Annotated in this window: 14 protein-coding genes and 1 tRNA gene; 6 read left to right on the top strand and 9 right to left on the bottom strand. The window is 38.0% G+C overall.

Annotation, left to right across the window (positions count from 1 at the left end):
• Nucleotides 1-25: 25 nt before the first annotated feature.
• Nucleotides 26-1,381 (bottom strand): KamA family radical SAM protein, encoded by a 1,356-nt coding sequence (locus tag ABMA78_RS13075; protein WP_392860652.1) that lies wholly within the window; start codon nucleotides 1,379-1,381, stop codon nucleotides 26-28.
• Nucleotides 1,382-1,464: 83 nt separating this feature from the next.
• Between ABMA78_RS13075 and ABMA78_RS13070 the strand changes: the two genes are divergently transcribed.
• Nucleotides 1,465-3,666 (top strand): penicillin acylase family protein, encoded by a 2,202-nt coding sequence (locus tag ABMA78_RS13070; protein WP_392860650.1) that lies wholly within the window; start codon nucleotides 1,465-1,467, stop codon nucleotides 3,664-3,666.
• 76 nt (nucleotides 3,667-3,742) lie between these two features.
• Nucleotides 3,743-5,347 carry a hypothetical protein gene (locus tag ABMA78_RS13065; protein ID WP_392860648.1) on the top strand — a complete coding sequence of 535 codons (1,605 nt, stop codon included), beginning with the start codon at nucleotides 3,743-3,745 and terminating at the stop codon, nucleotides 5,345-5,347.
• A gap of 37 nt (nucleotides 5,348-5,384) precedes the next feature.
• Here ABMA78_RS13065 and ABMA78_RS13060 read toward each other — a convergent pair whose 3' ends face one another.
• Nucleotides 5,385-6,746 carry a S8 family serine peptidase gene (locus ABMA78_RS13060; RefSeq protein WP_392860647.1) on the bottom strand — a complete coding sequence of 454 codons (1,362 nt, stop codon included), beginning with the start codon at nucleotides 6,744-6,746 and terminating at the stop codon, nucleotides 5,385-5,387.
• Between the two features lie 145 nt (nucleotides 6,747-6,891).
• Here ABMA78_RS13060 and ABMA78_RS13055 point away from each other — a divergent pair, with 145 nt between their 5' ends.
• The 3 genes from ABMA78_RS13055 (at nucleotide 6,892) to ABMA78_RS13045 (ending at nucleotide 9,356) form a co-directional block, all read left to right on the top strand.
• On the top strand, nucleotides 6,892-7,863 hold the full coding sequence (locus ABMA78_RS13055; RefSeq protein WP_392860646.1) for a 2-hydroxyacid dehydrogenase: 972 nt from the start codon (nucleotides 6,892-6,894) through the stop codon (nucleotides 7,861-7,863).
• Nucleotides 7,864-7,949: 86 nt separating this feature from the next.
• Nucleotides 7,950-8,630, top strand: coding sequence for a response regulator transcription factor (locus ABMA78_RS13050; RefSeq protein WP_392860644.1), 681 nt, complete (start codon nucleotides 7,950-7,952; stop codon nucleotides 8,628-8,630).
• A 108-nt stretch (nucleotides 8,631-8,738) separates the two neighbouring features.
• On the top strand, nucleotides 8,739-9,356 hold the full coding sequence (locus ABMA78_RS13045; RefSeq protein WP_392860642.1) for a response regulator: 618 nt from the start codon (nucleotides 8,739-8,741) through the stop codon (nucleotides 9,354-9,356).
• Here ABMA78_RS13045 and ABMA78_RS13040 read toward each other — a convergent pair.
• From ABMA78_RS13040 to tilS, 6 genes are all read right to left on the bottom strand, one after another.
• Nucleotides 9,343-10,740 (bottom strand): S8 family peptidase, encoded by a 1,398-nt coding sequence (locus ABMA78_RS13040; RefSeq protein ID WP_392860641.1) that lies wholly within the window; start codon nucleotides 10,738-10,740, stop codon nucleotides 9,343-9,345. The genes ABMA78_RS13045 and ABMA78_RS13040 overlap by 14 nt on opposite strands.
• Nucleotides 10,741-10,960: 220 nt before the next feature.
• Nucleotides 10,961-11,353: a hypothetical protein gene (locus tag ABMA78_RS13035; protein WP_392860639.1), complete on the bottom strand. Its 393-nt coding sequence runs from the start codon at nucleotides 11,351-11,353 to the stop codon at nucleotides 10,961-10,963.
• A gap of 3 nt (nucleotides 11,354-11,356) precedes the next feature.
• Nucleotides 11,357-12,304: a trypsin-like serine peptidase gene (locus ABMA78_RS13030; RefSeq protein WP_392860637.1), complete on the bottom strand. Its 948-nt coding sequence runs from the start codon at nucleotides 12,302-12,304 to the stop codon at nucleotides 11,357-11,359.
• Between the two features lie 61 nt (nucleotides 12,305-12,365).
• Nucleotides 12,366-13,184 (bottom strand): dihydropteroate synthase, encoded by an 819-nt coding sequence (locus ABMA78_RS13025; RefSeq protein ID WP_392860635.1) that lies wholly within the window; start codon nucleotides 13,182-13,184, stop codon nucleotides 12,366-12,368.
• Between the two features lie 33 nt (nucleotides 13,185-13,217).
• Nucleotides 13,218-15,128: an ATP-dependent zinc metalloprotease FtsH gene (gene ftsH, locus ABMA78_RS13020; protein WP_392860634.1), complete on the bottom strand. Its 1,911-nt coding sequence runs from the start codon at nucleotides 15,126-15,128 to the stop codon at nucleotides 13,218-13,220.
• Between the two features lie 145 nt (nucleotides 15,129-15,273).
• Nucleotides 15,274-16,350 (bottom strand): tRNA lysidine(34) synthetase TilS, encoded by a 1,077-nt coding sequence (gene tilS / locus ABMA78_RS13015; protein ID WP_392860632.1) that lies wholly within the window; start codon nucleotides 16,348-16,350, stop codon nucleotides 15,274-15,276.
• Nucleotides 16,351-16,522: 172 nt separating this feature from the next.
• Here tilS and ABMA78_RS13010 point away from each other — a divergent pair.
• A tRNA-Met gene (locus ABMA78_RS13010) sits at nucleotides 16,523-16,599 on the top strand.
• 93 nt (nucleotides 16,600-16,692) lie between these two features.
• Here ABMA78_RS13010 and ABMA78_RS13005 read toward each other — a convergent pair.
• Nucleotides 16,693-18,069, bottom strand: coding sequence for a P-loop NTPase fold protein (locus ABMA78_RS13005; protein WP_392860630.1), 1,377 nt, complete (start codon nucleotides 18,067-18,069; stop codon nucleotides 16,693-16,695).
• Nucleotides 18,070-18,327: the final 258 nt, after the last annotated feature.

Below are 18,327 nucleotides of genomic sequence, written 5' to 3'. Positions count from 1 at the left end.
AGATACTTATCGTACTAGTGATTTATTAGGCCTTAGCGATTGCTTCATCGATCATGGCCTTGCGAGTTGCCGCATCTCTCCAGCGCTCCTGAGCATCAGGTGCTAATTTATGAATAGGATCAAAGTAAGTGAATAACTTATCTGGCTTCACATATGGAGCTCGCCAAACAGAGATTCCATTTTCTTGATCATAGTATTCGTAAGAAGCTACGTGGCGCTTACCACCACCGCCAGGAAGGTCACATACAAATGTAGGTGTGTTAAATCCTGCAGTCGTTCCACGAACGGCCTTTTCAAGCTCCTCTCCTTCAGCAAGTGTCGTTCTAAAGTGTTCACAGCCTGGAACCATATCGTGCATATAAACATAGTAAGGTTGAATATTCATATACCCAAGCTTACGAGTTAGAAGAACCATTGTATCGACGTGGTTATTTACACCTTCTTGTAGTACCGCTTGGTTACGAACAAGAATTCCTTCACTGAAAAGACGATCCATGGCCATTTGTGACCATTTCGTAATTTCAAGTGGTGAAGAAAAGTGAGTATGAATCATCATCTGCTTTCCAAAACCTTTGGCAAGATTATTAACTTTAATAAGGGCATCCATCCACGCATCATCTGTAAGAATCTTTTGTGGAAAGATTGCAATCCCTTTTGTCGCGTAACGGATACGACGAATATGAGGGATCTTTAAAAGGTTTTCACCAATATATTGAATCTGCTTAGGGTTAAGCATGAATGCGTCCCCACCAGAGATAACAACATCTTCAACTTTTGGGTGAGCTGCAAGGTAAGCAAAAACATTATCCCAATGCTTTTGATTTGCACCATAAGATTCTTTTTCAACTGTTTCAGTTGAACCACCAATAACACGAGAGCGTGTACAGTAAGCACAGTAAACTGGACAAATTGTTAGTGGAAGAAAAAGAACTTTATCAGGATAGCGGTGAGTAAGCATTGGCACAGGTGAATCAACATCTTCACTAAGAGAGTCGGCCATATGCATAGGGTGATCTTCTAAGAACTGAGAGCCAATTGGTAAGAATTGCTTACGTAGTGGACAGTTAACAGGATCATCCCAATTAATTAGTGCAAAAACATATGGAGTGATTCTGATATTCATTGGAGTAATATGTTGACCTTGTTGTAGGTCTTCAAAGAACTCTTTTGAGATTTTATCACCAAGAACTTTTTTAACTTGGTCAATTTTTCGAATGGAATTCTTCAGTTGCCATAGGTGATCTGAGAACTCACCTCTTGTTACATTTGCCCATGCTGGGATCTGTTTCCAAAAGTCATCATTTCTAAAATTTCTGTGCTCAAGATCTGGTATCTTCATGTGATCTTGAGAGTGATCAGTTGATAGATCAGTCGTCGTCATAAAATAATCCTTGAATGTAATTTTACATATTATATCCCAAAATATTCCTTTTTAGGAAACGCTAAACGTGTCATTATTAAGATATGGAAAAACCTAATTTAGATTATACCTCAGATGTTTTAGATAATGTCACTCGACATATTTCATGCGAGAACGTCAAATCTTTTCTCTTCGCACAAGGATATTACCACGGCAAGGACCGTTTGATGCAAATGGAGATGTTGCGTCTTATCGCTCAAGGACGCCTGTGTGAGTGCATAAAGGACAGTGAAGAGACTTTCGCCATTGATAAATATATGCGTGAGCTGGGAATTAACCACTTTGCAAAAGAAGAAATTCAAAATATCGATGAAGAGACAAATACGTTATTAACACACTACGTAGATGGAATTAATAAGGCCATCGGTGAAGGCCACCCATTTGAATTTAAGATTCTAGGTCACAGGCCTAGCGAGTGGCGTATCAGTGATACGATTCTAACAATTAAGGCCATGAGCTTTCTAGGACTCGCTCAAGGGCAGCAGGACCTAGAAAAGCTAATCATTCAGTTGCTACAGAATGCTCAAAAACTAAATGACAAAGTTGATCAAGACACTCAAGTAGAGCGTATTAAATCACTTGCAAAGGGTGCACTTGATACGATAACAGATAGTGAAATTAATCTTATCAGCAAGGTCAAAGTTTATAATCCTCTAATTCCTGAAAGCTATAAATTTTTAAAGAATATCCCAAAGATTCAGGCCTCAAATAATTGGGTGTCAAATATGAAGGGAGAGGCCATTCACGCCTGCGATCCACACTTAGAGTGTAATCGCCTACCGGCCATTTGGTATGAGATGAAGGCCAATATCAAAAATGTTGGAAATTTCTTTGGTATCTCGATGCCAGGTGTTCCGGGCTTTGTTATGGGTAGAAGTGATGACACAGCTTTCTCATTCACCTATGGTTTCATGGATATGGTGGACCACTTTATTGAAGAAGTCCGTGATAATAAGTATCGCTTTGAGTCGAATCTCTTTGATTTCAAAGTAAGACGAGACCTCATCAAAAGAAAGAAGAAAGAAGATGTCGAACTCTACATTCGAGAAACTCATGCAGGTTTTCTTGAAGTCGATAGTGAAAATAAAAATATCATCGATGGCCACTACCTATCGATGGCATGGTCATGTCGAAAAAGAGGTGGAGCAAAAACTCTAAAGGCCATCATGGACCTTCTGTATGCTAAGAATGTCGATGATCTTTTCGGTTGTGTTTCAAACGTTGCCATCAGCTGTAATTGGCTCCTGTCGGACTCAAGTGGAAATATCGCCTACCACCAATCAGGGGTTCTACCAAAGAGGGCCCACTCAGGCCTATACCCTGTTGAAGGTTTCTTTAAACAAAATATTTGGCAAGGCTATTACGAAGGTCACCAACTCTATCATTTCAAAAATCCTGATATCAAAATTATTGCAACGGCCAATAACCGTATTCAAAATGAGCAGTTCCCAACAGCAATCAATGCACCAATGGCATCATATCGTAAGGATAGGATTGAGGAGCTTTTAATTGGTAACAAAGACCACAGTGTTGAGATGTTTAAAACGATGCAATCAGATACCTTCTCAAGACAAGCTGATCTCTATATAAATGTCTTTCATAGTGTTTTTGAAAAGAATGAAATTGGAAAACGACTTCTAGCGTGGAAGAGAAATTATGATGTCGATAATTGTGATGCCACAATCTTTGAAAATTTCTATCGTACCTTACTAAAGGACTTCTTTAGTGATCACTTACTCGGTGAGCAAGTGACGACATATTGTATGGATGAAACCTCAATCATTGCTGACTTCTACGGTCTATTTGATCGAATCTTTCTAACGAGTGATATTGACCATATCTGGTTTAAAGATAGCAAGGAAAAAGAACAGTATATTGAAGCTGCCCTAAATAAGTGCCTTGCAGATGCCCCAAAGAATATGCGCTGGGGAGATAAGAATCGTTATAAAATGAAGCATATTCTTTTTGATGGTAAACTCCCACTATTTCTAGGTTTTGATATTGATAATGTCGAAATCCCAGGCAATCGCTCGACAATCACTCAAGGAGCAGTCTACGAGGCCCACGGAAGAACAACATCATTTGTCCCTTCGTGGAAGATGGTGACAAATCACTCATCTCCAGATGTCTATACCGTATTACCTGGAGGACTTAGTGACCGCAGGTTTTCAAAGAACTACAAAAGTGATGTAAGTAACTGGATTAATAACCGTTATCGCCACAATGTCATCACTAATGGTAAGTGACTAACCTATTGATACTAGGCCTGTAAGCTTTACAGGCCAGGCCCTCCTGTCCCAATAAATTTGCTATAAAGAGAGGATGAAAACTCTATTTGTATCAATTCTAATTGCCACGTCTTTGCCTTTATCTATCATGGCCAAGGAATATCAAAGCTCAGACTTTCAAAGGTCTGCGGCCTCATTTGATAAACAATTACAAGATGCCCTTATGGATTTTGTTTTCGCAACTAAAGACATATCTTATCAAACAACATTTACTCCACGCTATATTGTTCGTTATCACGAAAGAGTAGAGCTAATAAATGAGTTCGAAAAACTTGATTACCTTCTTCACTCACATGATGAGGCACTGGAGAAGATAACTTATCATATAAGAAAGAAGAATAATGCCAAGGCCCTAGAGTTAATACGAATTCGTACGGCCAAATATAAAGCAATGCTATCTCTCATGAATTATATGATGATGTCTGGGGAGAATTTTATTTCTGTCTTCTCTGATGACTTTGAAGACATTGATTATTATTCAAAACACTTTGAAAAAGACTTTAAAGAAACAAAGCGCCAATTAAACGATTCAAATCGTTCTCATAATCAAGGTGGCCGTGATCATATGGACCCTCCGTATAATCGCTATAACCTGCGCTTTATTAAGGCCCCGACAATTACAGATTTTTATAATCTTGACAGTGAAATTACTAAGCTTGCAGGAAGTGATAAGGCCCTAAAGGCACTTGTGGAAGATATTAAAGATGATATTGATGAATCACGCCAAGAGCTAACGTCTTTCAAAAGCTTATTAAAAGAAACAAGTTGGAATGCTGGCCGCTACAATATTCTCTATAATATCAAAGAATTTATACTAAAAAGTTTTAGCTATGTTGCCCTTCCAATTAAGCATGCTATCAAAGTAGATGAACTCAAGAAGGTATCTGAAAGAGAGTTTGAGCCTGGAGATATTGGTGCGATCCAACGTTATGGAAAGTTATCTAATCTTGTCTTCAAAGGTAATTGGACCCATGGCCTTATGTTTATTGGCAAGTATTCAAAGTTTAATAATTACTTCAAAGATGACGTTGAAACAAACGAAGTCTTTGCAAAACGTTGCGCTGTCGAACTGATGAAGTGTCATGACTATATGTCATATCTAAAAGAAAAATATCCTGAGTCAATGGATGAATACGAAAAGAGTGAAAAAGAGGGTAGGCCTTACGTAACACTTGAAGGGCTAAAGCCAGGTGTTGTCTTTATGGAGCTTGGCCCATCAATGGCATGGGATAATCTTGTTATTCTCCGCCCTAACCTCTCAAAAAAAGACAAGGCACTTGCCCTAGAGCGAACTTTTAAAAGTATTGGTAAAAAGTATGATTACTCATTTAATGGTAACTCATACTCACGATTTGTGTGTACAGAGCTAATCCAATACTCATATGAAACAAATCCAAATGAAGATAAGAGCGGAATCGACTGGGATGTTAATCTTGTTATGGGAAAACCTGCCATGTATGGATTTGATCTTGTCCAAACCTTTATCAACCAAGAAGAAGATCCGCAACGTGAGAAACAATTAAGTCTTGTGGTTTATATGAAAGGACTAAATAAGAAAGAGTTAAATGAGAAAAATAAAAGGCCAGAATTTGGCACGGCCAAAAGAGGATCAATTCAAGAATTAAAAGATACATTATAAAAAAAGAAGGCCGCTAAATTAGCGGCCTTTTTATTGATTACTTTGAGATAACAAAGTTTGAAGGTAGTGGCAGTACAGATCCTTTAATATAGATAGGTCTCTTAGATCCCTTCTCTAAACGAGGAGATTCCATATCAAGTACCTCACTCTTAGCAGCAGCAATTGCATGATCAACAGAAGCTGAAAGAGATAGAATCGCAGCTCTATGGGCACGCTCAGAGTTAACAACACCAGATGTCTTTACCTTTCCAGCTAGGAACGATTTCACATCAACAGTTTCCATGATAATTCTCTTAACTTCAAATGGAGTTAGTTCAGGGTTAATATCAAATACCTTACCAGCAACACCAGCTACATACGGAGCAGCTTGTGAAGTACCAGAAACTTTAATGTACTTATTGCCTGGAGCACTTGAAAGAATCCCTACACCTGGAGCAGCAACGTCAACCATCTTTTCACCGTAGTTAGAGAATGGAGCTAATTGATCATAGTCAATTGTTGCAGCAACTGAGATTTCGTTATTACCTTGGATATTTGTTGGCGATGTTGGAAAAATATCATTATTTAGGCCATCATTACCTGCAGCAAATACGAAAAGAGTATTTGGAGCTGCCTCAAGCATCGATTGAGAGTTCTTAACAAGAGCACTTAGAAAGTACTTTGCATACATATCAACTGTTTCAGGATTTGGTTCTTTCTTCGAAAAAGTTTTCATAACTGTTTCAACAATCATCTTCGCTTGTGGATAACCAGTACCAAATGATCCGTTAGCAACACGTGCTCCATGGTCAGCTACATAGTAAGCAATTTCATTAAACGTCGAAGTTTGCGCCTTTGCTAATTGATCAATCCCCGCCTTAATTAGTTTTTCAACAAAACCACCTAAGAAAGAATTAATGGCAACTTTTTGTCCAGGAAGCTTAACTTCTGTTGGGATAAGTTTAACAGCAAGAATTTTTGCATCGTCAGACTTTTGCGCTGAAATACCAGCAACGTGAGTTCCGTGCATAAAGTTTCCGTAGACAGTCATTCTTTTAATGAAGTCTTGGTCTTGAATAATTTCTCTCATCCAAGTTAATTCTTCTTGTGTAACCGTTCCACGCATCGACTTTTCTTGTAGCTCAAAGAACTTAACCATATCGTCATTTAATGTACCAAGATACTTATAGTCGATAACTTGATTATTGCTTTCAGCAAAGTTCCATCCATAAACATCATCTTGGTAACCATTGCGATCTTCATCACGGTCATTTCCAGGAATCTCTAGTTGATTGATCCATGCTTTAGGAGCAATTTGCTCGTGCATCATATCAGTACCAGAATCAATAATTGCGATTGTTGCAGCACTTGTTGCACTTGATAGAAGTGCTACTGCTAATATATTTGCTAATATTTTCAAAATTTCCTCCAATGAAATATATTTGAATTTAATTTAAGACTATTATCTATTTTAAAATTTAGATTGCATATGTAAAATGAAGTTAGCTTACAACGTCTTACATAGAACGAATAGAAGAAAACACTGACTTACAGCAGAGGAAAACATGCGTCATTTAACAATTTTCGCCACAGATGTCATAAAAGGTCCCCTATTTGAAGATCTTAAAAAAGAAGGCCACCAAGTCACAGTTTGGGATCGCACGCAAAATGGCACAATTTCAGAAGCTGATATTGTAAGTGGCGCAAAAGATTGTGATGTTCTTATCTCGATGCTTAGTAATAAATTGAGTGCAAAAACTTTAACGCAACTTCCGAAGTTAAAATTAATTTCTCAATACGCTGTCGGCTTCAATAATATTGATATTAACTTCTGTCATGAAAATGGCATTAGTGTAACAAACACACCAAATGTTCTAACCAATGCCACAGCAGAGTTGGCCATGGCCCTTATGCTCTGTAGTGCAAGAAAAATTGAAGCAGCAAGACAAAATGTCATCGATAAAAAATGGGAAACTTGGGAGCCAGCAGGCTTCATTGGTAAGTCACTATTTAACATAAAACACGGAGTAATTGGCGCAGGAAGGATTGGAACTCAATTTGCAAAAATGTGTAAAGGTGCCTTTAATCAAGAAATCATCTACACTGGGCCAAATAAAAAAGCAGAAATCGAAGAGACGTGTGAAGCAAAGTACGTCAACTTACAAACGCTTCTCAAAGAAAGCGATATCATTTCAATTCACTGTCCATATAGCGAAGCGACCCATCAACTTATCAATCAAGACGCTTTTAATTTGATGAAAGAAGATATTCTATTAGTTAACACGGCCAGAGGTGAAATCATTGATGAAGAGGCCATGTATCATTTCTTTAAATCGAGTAAACAAGCAAGTGCGGGGCTCGATGTCGTTTGCAATGAGCCCTTAAGTGATAACTCTCCCCTACGTGAACTCGATAATATCTTTATCTTACCGCATATTGGTTCGGCCAATGATGTTGCTCGTTCTGATATGGCCCAGCTCATTTTTGATAATATTCAAAACTATGCAAATGGCAAAGATTTAAGAACAAGTGTTTAAGAATTTTATATAAGGTTTACCTAAATTAAGCTGAAGATTTTTTGATATATTTATACATTATATTCATGAATATAAAGGAGTTATTCATGAAAAAAATATTAATAATCGACGACGATCAAGAAATCAGAGACCTTCTAAGGGCCTTATTAGAAAGCAATTACAATATCGTTGAAGCTAGTAATCAGGATGAGGCCATCGCAACGGCCTGGCAAGAAAAACCAGATCTTATTCTCTTAGATATTCTTTTACAAAATGAATCCGGCTTTGAAATTTGCTCGCAATTAAAAATGAATGATGAGCTTAAAGATACACCAATTGTTTTCATTTCATCAAAGAATAATGTTAATACTAGAGTTACTGGTTACCAACTAGGTGGAATAAATTTTATTAGCAAACCATTTGAACCTTCAGAAGTGAAAAGTATTATTAGCACAACACTTAAATCTGTTAACAATGAGAATGCTCTTGAGGTGATCAATTACCGGGATATTGCATTAAATATCCCATCGCAAGAAGTAAAGATTCGTGGAGAAAGAATTCATTTCACTTCTTCTGAATTTAAAATCATTCATCTTCTTTTGAAGAATGAACAAAGTGTTCTTGCAAGAGAAAAGATACTTAATCATATCGCACCTGATAATCACAAGGTTAACGATCGTATGATAGACACTTATATTAGCTCCATTAGAAAGAAGATTAAGAATTCTAATTTCATTATTAGGAGCGTCTACGGTGAAGGCTATAAAATTCAAGAGGTATCACTGTAAGTCGCATCGACTTACAGGCTCCTCAAATAACATCTTACTTAATTGAAATTAAGTAAAATTTAGACGACTTGTCCCTATGCAAGTACTTAAGTCAACTATACTGTCATTATGAAAAAGCATATCATGGTTATTGACGACTGCTACGAAACTGCCAAGCTCCTTGCCACTAGCCTCGAGAATACATTTAATTCACATGTTCGCTTTCATACAAATCCTTTTAAGGCCATTGAAGATATACAAACAATTAAGCTTAATCGTGGAGAAAAGCTCTATATTATTTGTGACTATATGATGCCACAAATGGATGGTATCGAGCTCTACGACGAGATCTCACTACTTGATAAGGAAATGAGTTTTATACTAATAACAAATGAAAATGATAGCCAAGTTATCGAAGAGGCCGCACGTAAAGGAATCGATCTTTTTATTTTAAAACAACAAGGATTTGATGTCGTTATTAATCAAATTAATAAAATTATTAATGATGAAAATAGACTAGGCCGTGACATCATTGAGGTCTTTGAGGTGAGTGATATTGTCCAGGGGTATCGGGTCATTGAAAAGGATCATAAACACTTAAAGCTTTTAACAAAGGAAGAAATTCCAAAGAATGCCATCATAAAACTAGAAGGGCACTCTTCTCGTGCCCAAATCTATAAAGTCGATAGTTGTAAAATCGTTGAAAATAATATCGAAGTTGAATGCAGCCCCGTTAAGGCCTCATAAGTCTCACTCTATGGCCAATGACAATCGCAATAATTAAGAAAAGGCCTGCAAGCATATTGCCGCCACTTCCATTATTTACATCTTCAATAGTCCCGCAAGCACCACCACTACTTTTACCACTACTATAGCTGTCATTAAGAGCGGCCGTACCACCAACTAAGACAGGATCACTATAGCGAAAATTAGCATTTGCAGTTGTTGAGAAGGCCAGAGATACTGCTTCATAGGCATCAACAGCACCCTTAGCACAAGAGCTGCGATCACAATAGAAACTCACTGCTGTTTTTGTGATGATATCTCTAACTTGATCTGGATAGAGAGAAGGATTTGCTTGAAAGATCATGGCAGCAGTTGCTGAAATAAATCCTGCGGCCATCGATGTTCCATTCATACGAGAAAAGACTGCTGTCCCCTGTGTTGACTGTCCACTATTAACTGTCGATAGAATACTATCTCCAGGTGCGGCGATATCGACAATTCGTCCATAATTTGAATACGATGAACGAGCACGAGTTGTACCAACGGCACCAACTCTTAGAACACCTCGACAATTAGATGGTGTGTAGAATGAGGCATCAGCGTTTGAGTTTCCAGTTGCCACAACAACCACAACACCCTTAGAGCGAGCAAAGTCAATTGACTCTTGCATATAGCGACTACAGCTTCCTCGTGCGCCAAGTGACATATTAACAACACGAGCAGGATTTGGATTTGCAGGAACACCTGAAACACTTCCTCCAGCGGCCCATCTTAGAGCATCTGCAATATCTGAAGTTAGCCCACCACATGCTCCAAGAACTCGCACAGGTACTAGATTAATATTCTTAGCAGCTCCGACAACACCGTAGCTATTATTGGCACGAGCTCCAATAATTCCGGCCACGTGAGTTCCGTGCCAAGTTGAAGGACTTGTACCAGAGTTACAAGCTGTCGAAGGAGAGCCATAATCCCCTTCGTCATTTGGGTTACTGTCACGCCCGCCACCATCTCTTGAATTATCAGGATCAGAGATAAAGTCATAACCCCCAACCACATTTGAATTGAGATCAAAGTGATCTGTAATTCCAGTATCAATGACTGCGACATTAACTCTTGCATCACTTTCAGAAGTTGCATACTCGCGAGCATGATAGAAAGTATTGTCCAGATAATTAGAGAAATGCCACTGACTCGGATAGTAAGTGTCGTTGTACTCTCCACCATTAGCAAAGAGTCTTAAGTCTTCTTCGACGTATTCAACATCGTCGCTAAGAGCGTAAGAAGTAAATTGTGAGCTTGGATTAATTTTTGATTTTTCGACACTGCCGTCTTTGTATTTGATGATGAAGTTGGCCGAAATATTGGCCGCACAGAAGGCGGCCAAAGCAAGTACTAAAAGTCGCATACTCAATCCTTGAGTTCTTTTATCTTGTTTATAAAGATAGGCCCTTGGCATCCTGCCTGAGGCATCTGCCATATAATAAGCACAAACCGTGCCAATTGTTCATGTTAGGATATCAGCTACATCCCACGATTCACCTGTCAAAATGACACACACTAGGGCCAATTTGCGAAGATTTAGGTGTCAGAATTGTGACTTAAATAAAATTTAAATTAGCTTAAATTTAATTGGATTCTATTAAGGTAACTTTCCAGCGACGATTGTCAGGATCAGTTATAAAGAAGAATTGCACACCTTCGTGCACAAGTATTTCAGGGATTTTTTCATTTGAAAGAATATTGAGATTTTCGCCAGAGCTTTCTAGTCGGTAGTTTACGAATTCGACTTTCTTTTGAAGCTCGATCAATTCATCGTAATTATCAACGACAAAATCAAAGACAATATTATTTCCAACTTGCGCAAGTTTTGGACGTTCAACGACAAGGAAACGAAGATCATCATTAAAGACAACTACTGAGTCAGACGCACCTTCAACTTCAAGATCAAAAACCTCACTTAAAAAAGTGGAAGTTAAATGAGCATTTGAGCTAAATAAAACGATATGACCTAATTTCATCTCTTAATTATCGCGGGCCTTTTCGATATCGTCAATGATAGCACCGATTTTTAGGACATATTCCCCATCACATTTATCATCTTGGCAGTGAACAACACGATTGCAGCTTTGCTCAGTATCCCATTCAAAATCATCATGGCCACGAATAAGAAGCCCCACCATCTGATTACTCTCTTTTGAGTAAACTGGGCCACCGCTATTGCCACCAAAGGCATCAAGATTAGTTATATAAAATAGAGGATCAATATCTCTAACAAAACCATTATATGAATACTTTGATAAGAAGCCATTTGGATGCCCGATCATATAAACTTCATCAGAAACCTTTAGCTCTTCTTGCTGAACCTCGACAGGCCTTCTTCCACCCTCAACAGGGCGATCAAGCTCAATAAGGGCATAATCAAAGGTCTTATCACGGCTTTGATGATAAGCTAGGATATTCTTACAATTATAAACTTGAGACTTAACAAAGTACTGAGTCGCTCCATCACTTCCTAAATCAGATCTTGCATCAAAGATAAAACTTTTGCGATCACATGCTAACTGAGCGTTTTGAATACAGTGAGCGGCCGTTAAAACCTGCTTAGGCCCAACTAATACTGCACTACACTTTCCGTATGCCTTTTGACTTAAGAACTTTTCTTCGCCCTCACAAAGTCTAGCTGTCTTCTTAAAATCAACACCAGTGACAGAAAATAAGCGGTCATCTATAACCTCTTCTAAACTCCAGCGATTTACTATAATAGCACTTGAATGTGAATTAACCTTAGCGCCAGGATTGTGAACAAGTGTGCCCGAGGCAACATCCACAATATCAAGCTCTCCATAGATGGCCTTGTCCAAGTTATTGATGAATTCAGACATTTGACCTAAGGTCGGCGAAAAATAAGCAGACACATTAAGTGAGATGAAAAGAGTAGTAAGTGAAAGAAGAAATCTTAATCTGTTCATTTTGGCCCTTGATAAAACAATGTTCATATATATAGGCCAAAATGCTAATAAACACGAGTCTTTAGGTGATTTTTGTAATATTTCCAACCTCATGAACGCGAAAGATCAACTCCTCTACCTTATTAAAATCACGTGCAAACTGATTCAGAAACTTCCAGTGAGGCACTTCACTGGCGGCCAAAAGGGCTTGTTTATCACCATCCATCTCAGGCGACTCTTGTAGAACAAGGTGTCTTAGAAATGACTTCTTCGAAATTCCAATAAGCCACCGCTTAGAAATCTGCGCAATCTTATGCAGACTCTCCAGAAGTTCTAAGTTTTGTTCAGTGGTTTTAGAAAAGCCAAAACATGGATCCAAAAAAATGCGCCCTTGATTAATTCCCGCTTTCTCAAACTTTTTAAGCCCTTGTTCAAAAAAGAGCTTTAAAGATTCAACACCTAATCCAGGATCAAGATACTTCATATGATCTAAAGTCTTATCGCGACTTGGAACGAGCGTATGGCACAGGACATAATCCACTGATGGAAAATCGAGTAAGAGCTTAAGACACTCATCATCAATAACACCTGAAACATCATTCCAAATAATATGTTCAAATTGATGCGCATACTTTTCCAAGAATGCCTTCATCGTTTGAGGTTTATAAGTATCGATAGAGATTGTTCTAAAACTTCTAAGGCGTTCAATGTGTTCTTTGAAGTAATGATCTAGTCTCTGCCATTCTTCATTAAAAGAAATTGGATCATTGAAAGGAGCACTACTTTCTGCGCCAATATCCAATGAATAATTGGCCGTTTTAAATTTTTGTAATTGCTTGTCCTGATAGTCTTGATTGAGATTTAAATGGCCATCAGAGAAAGAATTAGGGGTAGCGTTCACTACCCCTAAAAAAGATATTTTAGTCATTTTTGATTATGCTAATTTTGGGTCATCAATCGGCTTTGAAACGTTGGCCTCACCTGCTGGCTTTTGGGCCGCTGATTGTTGAGTACTTACTTCTTCAACAAGAGGTACACCAATATCTTCACCTGCAATTAATGCTTGAATTTGCTTAGAATCAAGAGTTTCCCAAACAATTAGGCCTTCAGCAATTCTATCAAGAGCATCACGATGATCAGTTAAAATCTTCTTAGCAAGCTTGTAGTTCTCATCAAGGAAGCGAGTGATTTCAGTGTCGATTTCACGAGCTGTTTCCTCAGAGTAGCCAACACCTTCACTTGGAGCAGTTGATCCAAATGGAGAGCTACCTGGCTGATGGAAGTTACGAGGTCCCATTTTAGAACTCATTCCCCATGAACAAACCATGCTTGAAGCAAGCTGAGTTGCACGTTCAATATCGTTTGAAGCACCATTTGAGATTTCGTTAAATACGATCTCTTCAGCAACACGACCACCCATTAGGAAAGCAATGAAGTTTTCTGCTTTTTCAAGAGTTAGGTTGTGCATATCTTCGTTAGGAAGAGTTTGAGTTACACCTAAAGCTCCACCACGAGGCATGATTGATACCTTGTGAATAGGATCTGTCTTTGGAAGATTCATCCCAACAAGAGTGTGACCAGCTTCATGATATGCAGTTACTTTCTTCTCAAGATCTGAAAGTACCATCGACTTTCTCTCAGGCCCCATAAGAACCTTATCTTTAGCTTGTTCGAAGTCGATCATTTGAAGAACTTTCTTACCGTAACGAGCAGCAAATAGCGCAGCTTCGTTAACTAAGTTCGCAAGGTCTGCACCAGTGAAACCAGGAGTTCCCTTTGCAATAACTTCAAGATCAACAGCTGTATCAAGTGGAGTTTTCTTAGTATGAACTTTTAGGATTCCAAGACGTCCACGAACATCTGGAGGTCCAACCGTTACACGTCTATCAAAACGACCTGGTCTTAGAAGGGCCTTATCAAGTACGTCAATTCTGTTTGTTGCCGCAATAAGGATAACACCTTCATTTGATTCAAAACCATCCATTTCAACAAGAAGTTGGTTAAGAGTTTGTTCACGCTCATCGTGTCCACCACCCATACCGTGTCCACGGTGGCGACCAACAGCATCGATCTCATCGATAAAGATAATACAAGGAGCGTTCTTCTTACCTTGTTCAAATAGGTCACGTACACGAGATGCACCAACACCTACGAACATTTCAACGAAGTCTGAACCAGAGATCGAAAAGAAAGGAACACCAGCTTCACCAGCAACAGCTCTTGCAAGAAGAGTCTTACCAGTACCTGGAGGACCTACAAGGATAACACCTTTAGGAATCTTACCACCTAGGTTAGTGTATTTCTTTGGATCTTTAAGAAAGTCGACAACTTCTTCTAGTTCTTCTTTTGCTTCTTCAACACCAGAGACATCTGAGAAAGTTACTTTCTTGTCATGTGGTGAAAGCATACGCGCCTTAGATTTTCCAAAACTCATGGCCTTTCCACCACCAGCTTGCAGTTGGCGAAGGAAGAAGATGACAATGAGGAATAAGAAAATCATCGGTCCCCAGTGCAGCAAGAATGTCGTGATAACATTTTGTTTCTCTTCTGCTTCGTACTCTGGGTAGATTCCGTGCGACTCTAAAATTTTAAAAGTTTCGGCCCCTGTCGTTCCTGTTGCTTCAAACCAAGCACCATTCTCATAGCCGTCCTTAAATTTACCTAAGATCTTGTCCTTCCCCTTAAGTACAACCTTATCAACATGCTTACCTTTAATTGCACTTACGAAGTCCGGGTATGTCACAGGCTTATAAACCTGGCGGCTTTCAGAAGAAATTTTAGCGATGGCCGCAAACATAAGGATTAAGATAATCCATAGGAGGAGTGTTTTGTTTTGTCCTTTCATTAAAATCCTTTTTAATTAATTTTCACATTAACTATTTAATCAAATATTCACTAACTAATTACAATTCTTAATAAAATATAAAGCTACATTGTAACCTTATAGTTATTAAAATGGTATCATTTTCGGTGGTGTCAAGCCTAGTAATTTAAAGCCAAACTAAAACTTTACCCTTTTTACGCCATGAATAATGAACTGGCAGGAGAATTTGCGAAAAGCTCTTGTTTAGATCACCATCCCTATCAGCTATGGGACATTTCTTAAGTGAATGCTTCGCACTTGTGTTATTTGACAAGAATGGAACGCCTTCAGGAATCTGCGAATGTTTTAAACTAAAGCTCATCTGCTGGCCCTTTCTTACGACGGCCAAGTGGTTTTTGAAATTATAGACTCGAAGCCCACCACTAAAACTTAACGGGCCAATACTTGATGACTTTATCAGTGAGCGAAGTTTCTCAAATTGTGAATGTGTTTTACCTTTAGATGAGTCAGACTGAGATAAGATCACCTGCTCTAGTGCCTCATTGATAACACCGTCAAATTTAATGAGTATTCCCCACTCTCGTCTTAACACCTTGAAATTATGTGCATCTAGTTGTTCATCTTTAATCGCCTTTAGACGATTCATGCGATTACAATAGTGTTTAAGGTAGCCTGGAAAGCGCGTAGCAATAGACGCCTTAGTTAAGTCTCTGATGAAATTTCGCTCATAGCGAGTATCTTCGTTTGAACTATCCTCTAGCCATGCGATTTTCGATAGCTTTGCATACTTCAAGATATGATTTTTAGAAAAAGCAAATAGTGGCCTATAAATGATGCCATTACGATATGGCATCCCTAGATCAATATGCTTAGCAGATGATTTAAATTGCTGCATAAGTGACCACTCAAAACAATCATCCAGATGATGGCCAGTAAGTAAGATTTCATTGCCTCTTAGATTCGATAAAAGTAGTTGATACCTCTTTGCGCGTGCAACAGATTCAAAATTCTTTGTCTTTAGGCTTAGGTGTTCAATTTTATAGCTTTGAAACTCTAGGTCATATCTTGCAGCAAAACTCGAGATTAGATTAACTTCCTCGACGATCTCTTTTCTTGTGCCATGATCAATATGTAAAAGTCTTAGCTTCTTGGCCCCGGCCTGAACCAATAAATGGGCCAAAACCATGGAATCAACACCTCCACTACAGGCCACGGCCATGGGTGAATCAAAATCAAGGCCCATTTCAAGATTGAATTTTTTGAAGTGGGACAACATTCTGGTTAAGAGAGAATGTGATTTATTTTGTTTAGGTTTTAGATTCATTGCTATTTTTTTCACAAAATTTAACTTTTTGATAAATTATAATATTGACATACGAGGCGCAAGTTATTAATATCCTAATCAATCGAAATGTGCGAATGTAGCTCAGTTGGTTAGAGCGACGGATTCATATCCCGTAGGTCGGCAGTTCAAATCTGCCCTTTCGCACCATTCTTCTCTTATCTAATCTTTAATTATATAACCCTTCTCTTATACTAAAAATTCTTAGAAGCAAGAATAATTATATAAAATTATATGAACGAATTAAATTGCTGACAAATTCATAATAGCTTCTTTAATTTTATTGGCCCTTCTGGCAGCACCTAAGTCATTATTAGAGTACGTAGCTTTTAACAAATTATTAATAACAACTTCCGTATATGCAGGATGAGAAGGCTGAACTTTCTTTTCTGCAATTTCTACAGATTCAACAATAAGGGACTTTGCGTCTACAAATAGAATTGCTAACATCATTTGCAATGGGTCTTTAATAGGTGCACCCGAGCTAGATAAGGCAGAAATAGAGAAACCAAAAATACTTTCAAGATTGGGCCTTTCAATATAGTCAGATAAAAGACTATCTGCGAGCTCAGGCTCAAACAAGTACAAGTATGTACCGAAAATTGTAGATAGTTGTGTATGATGACTAGCACTTTTTCCAATAGAATTAGAATCTAAAGCATTTTGAATACAAAGATGCCTACTAAAAGTCTTAGCTTCACGCAAACTGATATTTCGCATTTCAAATAATTCGGCTATGAGTCTTCTAGATAATAAACCTTCCTCGAATACCTCTGTCATATCTTCATGTTTTAACATTTCTTGTTCAAACACCAATAAGCCATTATTAGTTAAATATACTTCATGACTAGTGACACTCCTTCTATTTGAAAAGTTTATTTTTAAATTGAAAAATTTGTCCAAATATTCTTGAGAATTTATAGTGCTTCCATAAGTATTCTTAACTATCGCTTGCATCTGCTTTAGATTTGTTGCAAAAACAAAATTGATATTTTCAACATTAAATACATGCTTAACCTTTTCGAGGAATTCTAATGCAAAAGAAGGTTTGCATCTATCAAGTTCGTCTACAATAACTACTATCTGTTTATCAGAAGCGACATCTTTGATTGCCTGTCTTAAGATTTTTAAATTATCATCAAGTTTTTCAAATCGCTCAAATGTATCTTTTATACCAATATCAAGAATTTCATTTGCCCCAGTTTCTACAGCCTCTTTAATTTCAGTAACAACGCTGTCTGCTTCAGCCTTAAGCGCCCAACTTATAGCAGATCGACCAATTGCTTTAGCGAATACTTTTGCAACAGGGACAGCTGAGTTTATAAATCTTTCCTTTGCCGTATTTTCAACAGGAGCCACTGAAGCAACTTTTGCAATTAGAACTGTAAAAGGATCATCTGTGTGATCGTATTCAAAAGCATTTATATACACAGGAGTCAAATTAGGATGACTAGATTTTAAAAAGCTCACGAACTTCACACAAAATTCGGTTTTCCCTGTTCCCCAGCCACCATCCACTAGAATAGGAGAAACATCAATATCACTTTTAATTAAGTTGGCAATTTTAATAGCAGTAGAAATTCTACCAAATTCATCTCTGTCTTCAAACGTAGTAGACATACAAACTCCTTACACTTATTGTAGATTTTAAAAGTGAGAACGAGTCATGTAAAGACTTTACTCTTAGTGACAAAGCTCCTCAAAACGAATAAACACCATTCAAGAACCCCTAGCTTATACTAAGGGTCATCATCAATTCTTTAAAACCTCAAAACCAACTACAACAAAGGGAGTTTTGCATATTTTTTTAACTTTTTAGTACTTATAGCCACCCTTAACCATTTATGATTGAGAAACAAAATAGAAATTCCCATCGAA

The sequence above is a fragment of the Halobacteriovorax sp. RZ-2 genome (genome assembly GCF_043196685.1).
Classification (GTDB): Bacteria; Bdellovibrionota; Bacteriovoracia; order Bacteriovoracales; family Bacteriovoracaceae; genus Halobacteriovorax_A.
This window is presented reverse-complemented; position numbering and strand designations above follow the sequence as displayed.